At 66.7% G+C, this 9,798-nt stretch carries 11 protein-coding genes; 3 read left to right on the top strand and 8 right to left on the bottom strand.

Annotated features, from left to right (window positions below; all coding sequences use genetic code 11):
* Positions 1-46 precede the first annotated feature (46 nt).
* From ACIQ6O_RS08385 to ACIQ6O_RS08350, 8 genes are all read right to left on the bottom strand, one after another.
* The gene (locus tag ACIQ6O_RS08385; protein WP_396207329.1) at positions 47-424 is read right to left on the bottom strand and encodes a cupin domain-containing protein; all 378 of its coding nucleotides are present in this window, start codon (positions 422-424) and stop codon (positions 47-49) included.
* 43 nt (positions 425-467) lie between these two features.
* Positions 468-2,480, bottom strand: a complete 2,013-nt coding sequence (locus ACIQ6O_RS08380) for a M1 family metallopeptidase (protein ID WP_396207328.1) — start codon at positions 2,478-2,480, stop codon at positions 468-470.
* Between the two features lie 110 nt (positions 2,481-2,590).
* A complete protein-coding gene (locus ACIQ6O_RS08375) occupies positions 2,591-3,148 on the bottom strand; it encodes a F0F1 ATP synthase subunit delta (protein ID WP_396207327.1) in 558 nt (185 codons plus the stop codon).
* Positions 3,148-3,747, bottom strand: coding sequence for a F0F1 ATP synthase subunit B (atpF, locus tag ACIQ6O_RS08370; protein WP_396207326.1), 600 nt, complete (start codon positions 3,745-3,747; stop codon positions 3,148-3,150). The genes ACIQ6O_RS08375 and atpF overlap by 1 nt, the downstream gene beginning before the upstream one ends.
* 65 nt (positions 3,748-3,812) lie before the next feature.
* On the bottom strand, positions 3,813-4,082 hold the full coding sequence (gene atpE / locus ACIQ6O_RS08365; protein WP_396207325.1) for an ATP synthase F0 subunit C: 270 nt from the start codon (positions 4,080-4,082) through the stop codon (positions 3,813-3,815).
* Positions 4,083-4,267: 185 nt separating this feature from the next.
* Positions 4,268-5,236: a F0F1 ATP synthase subunit A gene (gene atpB, locus ACIQ6O_RS08360; protein ID WP_396207324.1), complete on the bottom strand. Its 969-nt coding sequence runs from the start codon at positions 5,234-5,236 to the stop codon at positions 4,268-4,270.
* 9 nt (positions 5,237-5,245) lie between these two features.
* Positions 5,246-5,605, bottom strand: coding sequence for a hypothetical protein (locus ACIQ6O_RS08355; RefSeq protein ID WP_396207323.1), 360 nt, complete (start codon positions 5,603-5,605; stop codon positions 5,246-5,248).
* Positions 5,606-5,640: 35 nt separating this feature from the next.
* Complete coding sequence (locus ACIQ6O_RS08350; protein WP_396207322.1) at positions 5,641-5,919, bottom strand: AtpZ/AtpI family protein; 279 nt, start codon at positions 5,917-5,919, stop codon at positions 5,641-5,643.
* A gap of 235 nt (positions 5,920-6,154) precedes the next feature.
* Between ACIQ6O_RS08350 and ACIQ6O_RS08345 the strand changes: the two genes are divergently transcribed.
* From ACIQ6O_RS08345 to ACIQ6O_RS08335, 3 genes are all read left to right on the top strand, one after another.
* The gene (locus ACIQ6O_RS08345; protein WP_396207321.1) at positions 6,155-6,640 is read left to right on the top strand and encodes a BsuPI-related putative proteinase inhibitor; all 486 of its coding nucleotides are present in this window, start codon (positions 6,155-6,157) and stop codon (positions 6,638-6,640) included.
* 99 nt (positions 6,641-6,739) lie between these two features.
* A complete protein-coding gene (locus ACIQ6O_RS08340) occupies positions 6,740-7,738 on the top strand; it encodes an AAA family ATPase (protein ID WP_396207320.1) in 999 nt (332 codons plus the stop codon).
* 263 nt (positions 7,739-8,001) lie between these two features.
* A partial coding sequence (locus ACIQ6O_RS08335; protein ID WP_396207319.1) for an ATP-binding protein occupies positions 8,002-9,798 on the top strand: 1,797 nt, incomplete at its 3' end.

Genomic DNA, 9,798 nt, shown 5'->3' with positions numbered 1-9,798 from the left:
TTTGCATTCGTGGCCCCTGCGCGTGGGGCGCCCTGCATGTCAGGCGTCAGGGAGCGCTGGTGCCTTCGCGCCCGTAGCGGTCCTTGATGCGTACCACATCGTCGAGCTCGGGGGTGCTGGCCTCGAGTACATCGCAATCAGTCACCGCTTCCATGTAGTGAATCGTTCCCGGCGTGATGCGGAACGATTGCCCGGTAGACAGGGCCTGGTCACGCATCTCGGTATCGCCCGGCAGCTGGACCCAGTACTTCATCTCGCCGCTCAGCAGATACACGGTCTCGTCCTTGCGCTCGTGGTACTGCACGGACAGCGCCTGCCCGGCCTTGATGTGCAGGATCTTGCCCACGTAGCGATCGGTGTGCGCCCAGATGGTTTCGTGACCCCACGGCTTCGGCACATGGCGCACGTCGACTCGACCACTCATTCGCACATCCTCAAGGGGCAACGGTGAATTGCACGCGAGACCATCAGAACAGGACAAAACGAGACGACGCGGTGGTGCGACTCTCCACGGTGCCGAAGGGATCGAGCCATACATCCATCGGCGGCTCCGGGAGCACGATACGCACCGTCTGCCGGTCGGGCAACGGCTCCGCCCGCACCACGGTCCACCCGGAGGCGGTACGCACCCCGACCGGCATGGGATGACGATACGCGCCGCGGCGCTGCAACTGCACCGTCACGACCCACTGCTTCGGCCGATTCGCGACACTGTCGTCGCCGGCCCGTACGACCGTAGGGCGCTCGAGCACGTAGTCGATGGTGCCCGTGCTGTCGATCCACTGATCGAAGAACCAGCCCAACCGGGTCCCGGTGACACTCTCCGCTGTCCGTTGCATGGCCCAGCGGTCGACATGGCGGAAGCTCCAGCGTCCGTAGTACGTGCGCAGGAATACGCGGAACCGCTCCTCCCCCAGGACGTCGTGCAGTGCGGAGTACATGGCCGCCGCCCGGTCGTACACCATGGCGTCGTAATCCTCCTTCGACGCGAAGAGGTCCGACCGCAGTCCCAAGGGCGGCGCCCCGGTGAGCCGGGTGGCCTCTTCGATCGTGGCGGTGAACGCCTCGACGGCCCGCACCCGCCGCCGGACGGCGCTGTCGGGAATGGTCACGACATCGTGCCATTGCCGCGCTGCCCGTTGGGCCGCCAAAGGCACCCGCGCTTCCCCGCGCGACCACAGTTCCTGATAGGTGGTAAAGCCCTCGTCCATCCACGCGCTCTGCCACTCGTTGTTCGCCAGGAGCCCATAGGTGAACTGATGCCCGACCTCATGCACCACGAGCGACCGGTCCTCCTCGCCATCCATGACGAGCATGGGGAACTCGGTCCCGCTGGACTCCAACCGTTCGGCGATCGTGAGCTGCGGCCAGGCGTAGGGGCCGTAGAGCGATTCCAGCCAGGTCAGCGCGTGGCGTGCGTCGCCAAGGGTGCGCCCCGGCGACCAGCGTTCGTGCAGCACATGCAACGCCACGGTATCCCAACCGGGGCGGCCGTTACGCGGGCGAATCCACTGCCCGCCCTCGTACCGATAGTCGGGGGACACACTCCACCCGAAGTGGTGCACGTCGCGGGCGACGAAGCGCACGGTGCGATACCCCTTAAGCGCTGGCGCGCGCGGCGCCCGTGGGAGCCCCGCCAAACCGTAGGCCCGGCGCGCGTAGTCCGGCGCGGCACTCCCCGGCAGCCGAACCCGCTCCCAGCCGGGATCGCCGCTCACCGGCACGCCGGTGGACGCGATCACCTGGTCCGCGGGGAGCACGAAGGTCACGTCGAAGGTGCCGAACTCGCCGTACAGCTCTCCCTGAGCCACGAACGCGTTGGGCTTCCAGCCGTGGCGATCGTACACGGCGACTTTGGGAAACCACTGCGCAAAGTCGAAGTGCCGTCCACGACGTCCCTGCCGCCGCAGCACGGTACTCGGCCGCGCTTCCCACGACAGCTGCACCTCCAACTGCTGCCCGGGTGGCAGTGGCTGCCGCAGTTCGACCCGCACCACCGTGCTGTCCGGGGCCAGCGGATAGCTGAAGCGCAGGGGCTGCCCGTTGACGCGGGGCGCCGCGGTGAACCGTTCGAAGGCGTGGTCGGGGTCGTTCAGTCGCTGAAAACGCTCCTTGCCTTTCGCCTCATCGTCGGCGCTCCAGCGGGATCCGGGGCGAAAGGCGTTGAGATGCTGATGGAGCCACAGCTCACGCAGCGTGTCGGGGCTCGCATTCGTGTAACGCAGCGCGCCCTGCGCCTTCACCAACCCGCGGGCCTCGTCGAGTTGCGCGACGATCTGATAGTCGGCCCGCTGCTGCCAGTACCCGGTGGTGGTACCGGACGGCGGGGTGGTGGCGGGTGTTTTGGGCAGGCGCGGCGACGCGGCGCCCTGATTGGGGAGCGTAATCGCCTGCGCGCCGAGCGTGTGCCGTGGCGCGCCCATCAGGGCGGCGAGGGCCGCCGAGGCCATCAGCGTGCGTGGAAAGAGCAGCGCTCGCATGCCGGAGAGGTATCGGGGAGAGGGAGGGAAGCACGACGGGGAGTGCCCCAGCTGGTGAGGCACTCCCCGTCGAATGGTGTCACGTGAAACGGCGCGTGTGGCCGCCGGGATCAGGCGCGACCGGTACCCATGCGCGTGCGCAGCTTCGAGAGCTTGCGACGCACCGAGCCGTCCATCACGGTGTCACCCATGCGCACCACGACGCCACCGATGATGGTGGGGTCGATGGAGACATGCGGTACCACCTTCTTGCCCACCACCTTCGAGAGTCGGTCGGCGATCATGGCCGTTTCCTCGTCGGCGGTGGTCCGCGCCAGCGTGACCTTGGCGTGCACGATGCCCTCGGAGGCATCGAGCAGCGTGTCATACTCGTTGGCAATGGCCGGGATGAGCGTCTGCCGACGATTCTTCACCAGCTGCTGCAGGAAGCGAAGAAAGAGGCGGGGGACGCGCTCGCCGAGCGCCTTGCCGAGCACGGCCGACTTGGCATCACCGGCGATGCGCGGCGACTCGAGGAAGCTGGCGAGCGTCGCATCGGTGGAGATGGCGTTGGCCAGCTGGCGCAGCATCGTGCCCCACCCCGCCGCGTCGTCCGCCTTGCGGGCGAGCGTGAGCAGCGCCTCGGCGTAGTTGCGAGCGACGGATTCGCCCTGCACGCCGGCCGGCATCAGCGACCTGCCTTGCTGTCGAGCGACGCGAGGAAGCTTTCGACGATCTTGCGGTTGCCGGCGGAATCGAGGTTCTGCTCGATCACGCGGGAGGCACCAGCGATCGCGAGGTCCACCGCTTCCTTGCGGAGGTCGGCAATCGCGGCGGCCTTCTCGCCCTCGATGGCGCGACGGGCCTGCTCGATCATCTCTTCCTGCTGCTGCTTGGTCTGCGCGAGCAGGTCGCTGCGCATCTTTTCCGCGGTGGCGCGGCTGTCGGCGATGATCTGCTGCGCTTCAGTGCGGGCCGCCTCGAGCTGCGCGCGCTGCTGCGCCAACGCGGCTTCGGTTTCGGCACGATCACGCTTCGCGCCTTCGATCGCGTCGCTCAGCGCCTGTTCGCGGGCCTCGACGGCGGCGAAGAGCGGCTTGAACGCGAACTTGGAGAGCACGAACAGCAACAGCAGGAAGATGACCAGCGTCCACGCCATCACGCCGGTCGACGGCGCGAGGAGATCGACCGGGGCGCCTTCGGCAGCCCCGGACGCCATGGCGGGCGTGGCGGTGAGCATCAGCGAAGCAGCAAGCGCGCCGAACCGGCGGGCAGAAAGAGCGAACATGGAAGAGTCCACGAAGAGAGAGGGTGCGGCGGGGCGTCCGATGGGACGCCCCGCGCGCGGACACATCAGAACGTGATCTTGCCCTGAATCAAGAAGCCCACGACGACGCCGAACAGCGCGGCGCCTTCGACGAGGGCGGCGAGGATGAGGGCGGCCGTCTGGATCTTGCCAGCGGCTTCGGGCTGACGCGCCATACCTTCGACGGCCGAGCCACCGATGCGGCCGATGCCCATGCCGGCACCGATCACCGCGCCGCCGGCCGCGAGGCCGGCACCGATCATCGCGAGACCCTTCGGATCCTGCACCACCGGAGCGGCGGCCTGGAGGAGACCCATGATTTCCATCGTATAACTCCAAGAAGAAAGTCGTGTGTGTACTGCGCTCCCGACGGACGCTCAGGTCCGCATGTCCCGTCGGCGAGTCCGGAGACTCAACGGGTTTCGCCGGTCGCTCGACCGGCTACACGATCCTGGGCCCGGGAGTGGGGCGGTCGGATCGGAGGAAATGCTTCGTCGTGCGACTAGTGGTGCGCTTCGCGAATCTGCCCGATGAACACCGACGCCAGCAGCGTGAAGATGAACGCCTGCAGGAACGCGACGAACAGTTCGAGCATGCTGATGGCGGTGGCCATGAGGACCGGCACCGGCGTCAGCGCCCAGCTCTTGAACGTGAAGATGATGCCGATGAGGGCGAGCAACACGATGTGCCCGGCCGTCATGTTCGCGAACAGACGAATCGTGAGTGCGAACGGCTTGGACAGCTTGCCGACGATTTCGACCGGCGTCATGACGAAGAACATGAGGACGCGCATGACGAGCGGCAGATCCTTGTTCCAGTAGAAGATCGTGCTGAGATAGCCAAGACCGTTGGCACGCATCCCCGCCACCTCGACGATCACCGCGGTGATGATGGCGAGCATCGCCGTCACCGCGATGTTGCCGGTGGCCGTCGCGCCCCACGGCAGCATGCCGAGCAGGTTGCAGACGAGGATGAAGAAGAAGAGCGTGAGCGCGAAGGGCACGAAGCCCTCGCCGTGGTGCCCCACGTTGGGGAGCACCACCTCGTTGCGGAGATACAGCGCCATGGCCTCGATGGCCCCGGCGAAGCCCTTGGAGTGCCCCATGGTCGCGTGCTGCTTCTTCGACGCGTTGCCCGCGATGATGAGCAGCAGCGACACGATCACCGCCGCCAGCAGCATGAACACGACATGCTTGGTGGGCGACAGATCGACCGTGAGGGGACCGATGTGGATCGGTTCGAACTTCGGGAGCTCGATCTCGGCCGCGAGGTGCGAGTTGAGCGCCGGAATCTCGAGATGACGGCTGTCGGTGATGTGCGGCGTAATGAAGTCGACCGGCTTGTCCGAGGCCGCCGGGGCGGCATGCTCGGTGGCGGTAGCATCATGCTCCTGCGCGCCAACGGACAGCGGCGCAAAGGCGAGCATGGCGACACAGGCGAAACGCGACAGCGAACGGAGCATCAGCTGCATCCGGGAAGTTCAGTTCAGGAAGAGCGGCTCGACGAGTGTCGAGACGAAGTAGAACAGCACCAGCGACATCAGCGCAGGACCCACGAGAAGCCCCAGCGCCTTGATTCCGAGCAAGCCCCAGAAGGCGACCGACGCGAACCGCAGGATCACGCCCAGCCCCCACCCGGCAATCACGTTCTGCCGCGCCACGAGCCGCGCGATGAGAAACGTGAAGGTCTGCACGATGAACGCGAGCCAGGCACTCGCACGCACCGATCCCACGCCCGACACATCGGTCCAGACGAACCGCTGCAGTACCACCATCGCGCCGAACACGATCACCGCCTGCGCGACCGTGAACCCGACCAGCGCCTTCAGCATCCCGGACATGCCATCAACAGATTCCCGGGGCATGGCGTTTCCCGTCATGATTTCGGAGTCGTGTCGTGGTTACGTCGCGGCGAGCTACGCGGCGTCGTGAGTTGCCGGTAACTCAGATAGAAACTGCCTCCCCCGCCCACGAACACGCCGCCCAAGAGAAAGAGCGGCGCGGTGTCGAGCCGGCGATCGAGCCAGGTGCCGACCCACACAAAGAGCAGGATGGAAGCGAAGAACTGCGTCCCCAGCCCCGCCAGCGCCCACGGCGACACCTCGTCGTCCGATGGTTTGGAAACACGCGTCGGCTTTTCCGGGATTTCATCCATTCGTGGGCGGAACCTAGACGCTTGTGAAATTTTTCGCAAGCGAACTTTTTGACCGAAACCGAACAAATACCGGCATCAGTCCGAACTCCGCGAACCCCAACCCCCACCGTCACTTAGACGGTCAGATCGGTGTAAACTCGCTCTTGACAGTCCGAGCGACCGTTAATAACGTGGCCAAAGATCGAAATGTGATGCGCAAGCGCCCAACCGCATGCAGGACCATCGATTGGCGCCGATGCATCGCTCCCCCGACATTTCGCCCCGCTCACCGATGCTGTGGCGCATCACCGTTCCACTGCTGGCCGCTGCCGGACTCGTCTTTGCGTGTGGACCACGCACGCCGAGCCCGACCGCGAGCGCGCGCCCCAAGGCCGGCGCCGACAAGGGGGTGACTTCCCATGTCATGGTGGATACCGCGAACGGCTCGGTGCACTTCGCCATTCAGGTCGCGAATGACTCCCCGAAGCGCGTCGAGCTCCTGTTCCCCGACGGGCGGACCCACGACTTCGCGGTCCTCGACAGCGTCGGGCGGGAGGTATGGCGCTGGAGCCAGGGGCGGTTGTTCACGCAGGGGATCCAGAATCGCCTCCTCGATGCGCGCGACAGCGCCGTGTACGACGAGCGCTGGGAGCCCCCCGCTCCGGGGCGCTATACTCTCGTTGCGCAGCTCAACAGCGAGAACTATCCCGTGCAGCAGCGGGTCGCCTTCGCGCTCCGCTGAGCGCCGCGAGCGGTACATTCCAGAAGTGGACGCAACGGACGCCGCTTGGCGTCCGTTAGTGTTTCCGTAGCCATTGCCGCGACCATCCAACCCACGCACGTGACTTCGCCCTCCGAGACATCGCCGCCGGACGCCAACGACCTCGCGCTGCTCGATCGCCTCGCGCAGGCGCGCACGCAACTCACCGCGCAAATCGCGCAACGCATCGTGGGCCAGCATCACGTGGTCGACGATCTCGTCACCGCCCTCCTCGCCGGCGGGCACGCCGTGCTGGTGGGTGTGCCGGGGCTCGCCAAGACGTTGCTCGTGCAGACGGTCGCGCAGGCGCTCGACCTGTCGTTCTCGCGCGTGCAGTTCACCCCCGACCTCATGCCGAGCGACATCACCGGCACGGAGTTGATGGAAGAGGAGCCGGGCACCGGGAAGCGCGCGTTCCGCTTCGCGCCCGGTCCGGTGTTCGGCAACATGGTGCTCGCCGACGAAATCAATCGCGCCCCGCCAAAGACGCAGGCCGCGCTGCTGCAGGCCATGCAGGAGCGTACGGTTACCGTGGCCGGCCGCACGTATGAGCTGCCGCGGCCGTTCTTCGTGCTCGCCACGCAGAACCCGGTGGAACAGGAAGGCACCTACCCGCTGCCCGAAGCGCAGCTCGATCGATTCATGTTCGAGCTGAACATCGGGTATCCGACGCGCGAGGAAGAGGAACAGATCGTCCGCTCCACCACGGGCGACTCGCAGGGCACCATCACCCCGGTGCTCGGCGGCGAGGAGCTGCTCAAGCTGCAGCGGCTCGTGCGCCGGTTGCCGGCCCCGCCGAGTCTCGTGTCGTACGCCGTTGGCCTCGTGCGCAGCACCCGCCCCGATTCCCCGGAAGCCACAGCGCGGGTGAAGAAGTACGTGAGCTGGGGCGCCGGGCCGCGCGCGTCGCAGTATCTGGTCCTCGGCGCAAAGGCCCGTGCCGCCATGGATGGTCGCGCCATGCCCGACATCGCCGATGTGAAGAGCGTCGCCAAGTCGGTGCTGCGTCATCGCCTGGTGGTGAACTTCCAGGCCGAAGCCGACGGCGTGGCGACCGAGTCGCTCATCGAGCTGCCGTGAGGTAGCCCGCGGCGCGTTGGCGGTCAGTATCACACGGGCGGTACTCTTCACGGGTACCGCCCGTTTCGTCTGTCACCGAAGCGTGCAGCACTGGCATGTGAGGGCCCCCGTCCCCGTCCCGCGTGGGTCGTGCAGATGACGTCGAGATGACGCGGTGACAGGATGTTGCCCGCCGACCATCGTTCGTCGTCTGTCATCTCCGTCGGCTGACCATGCGCCCTCATTCCGTTGTCCCTGATCTGAGCGTTACACCTTCCTCTCCGATGGACGCCATCGACGAATCCGCCACCGATGCCGTGCCGCTCACGCTGCAGACGTTCGGCGCGGCGCGGATCATGCTGGGCGACCAGACGCTCGGCATGCACAATGCCCTGCTCTTCATGCTCGTGCTGCGGATGGCGTATGCGCCCTCGATGGCGGTACGGCGGGACACCGTGCTGGAGGAGTTCTGGCCCGATCAGGACGAAGTGCGACAGCGCGGCAATCTGCGGCAGGCGCTGTACAAGCTGCGCACCCTCGGCGTGAAGGCGGCGCTGCGTGGTGACGTGATCCAGCTGGACGCCATACAGGTGCAGCGTACGTTCTCGCTGGCGCCGTCGCTCGAGCATTTCGAGCGAGACATCACCCGCGGCACCGAACCGTATGGCACGTTCCTTCCTGACATCACGCCCCCCACGCCCGCGCTCTGTGAGTGGATCGAGCGCACGCGAGAGGCGATGCACGGGGCCGTGCGCCGCGTGCTGGTGGAGGTGTTGCGCCTACGGCGTGAGCGGGCGGACTGGAAGGGCACGCAGGTGGTCGCCCAGTGGCTCCTGCAGCTCGATCCGCTCAACGAGGACGGCACCCTGGCGCTGGCCGAGTGCGCCGCGCTGACCGGTTCGAAGGCAGAGGCCGTGGCCATTCTCGACCGATACCTCGCCGACCTCGGTCCGGGGGCGGGTGACATTCGGCTTCCCGCCACGTTGTTGCGGAAGCGATTCGCGGAGGCGCCGCAGCGGCGCCGGTCGGTGGCGCTGGTGACCGACAAGTGTTTCGTGGGGCGCGACGCCGATCTGAGCGCCATGACGATGTCGTTGCGCCGCGCCCGCTGGCACGATGGCAGCGCGGTGTTGCTGTACGGGCCGCCGGGGATGGGAAAGTCGCGCGTGGTGGCCGAGATGGTGAAGGTGGCGCAGTTCGAGGGGTACCACGATGTGGTCATCGAGTGCCGAGAGAGCATCAACGCGCGCCCGCTCGGCGCACTCATCGAGGTGCTCCCGGAGCTACTTACGTCGCCCGGCGCGATGGGGTGCGCGCCGGAGAGTCTCACCGTACTGCGGAAGCTGCTGGCCCCCGATTCGGTACGCGGTGACGAGCGACCGGAGGAGCCGCCCACGCCCGACGCGATGGCGGCGCTCACGCCGACGGAGCGCATCGAGCTGGCGATCCGCACGATGCGCGCGCAGTCCATCCGTCACGCGGTCGTGGACCTGTTCGCCGCCGTCTCGGACGAGCGGCCCATTTTTCTGCTGGTCGAGGATGTGCACTGGCTCGACGATGCGTCGTGGGAGGTGCTATCCGACGTGATGCAGCGCGTGAACGAGATGCGCGTGTACGTCGTGCTCACGTCGCGCTTTGCGACCATCATGGAAGAGCGTCCATCGCGGGTGCCCACGCCGCTGACGTATCGGAAGCTCGCGCCGCTCGATGGGGACGCCTTGTCGGCGATGATTCGCGCGGTGGCCGACGATCATGGCCTGGTGGTGGCCGACGACGTCGTCCGGTGGATTATCGCCGGCTGCGAGGGGAACCCGTTGATGCTGCGCGCCTTGCTGGAACACTGGGCCGTCACGGGTCGCGCCGACGGCGTTCCCCCCTCCCTGAGCAGCCTGATCGACCAACGCCTCGATCGCCTGGACGGACACGCGCAGCAGGCGCTGCAGGCGACGAGTCTCCTTGGGGCGTTTGCGACATTGGAGAGGATCAAGCTCGTGCTTGAGTTGCCGATGCACGTACTCATCTCGGCGATTGAGCAGCTTGAAATGTCCGACAGCCTTTTGGTGTGCCAAGCGTCGCTGGTG

The sequence above is a fragment of the Gemmatimonas sp. genome (assembly GCF_044345575.1).
Lineage (GTDB): Bacteria > Gemmatimonadota > Gemmatimonadetes > Gemmatimonadales > Gemmatimonadaceae > Gemmatimonas.
This window is presented reverse-complemented; position numbering and strand designations above follow the sequence as displayed.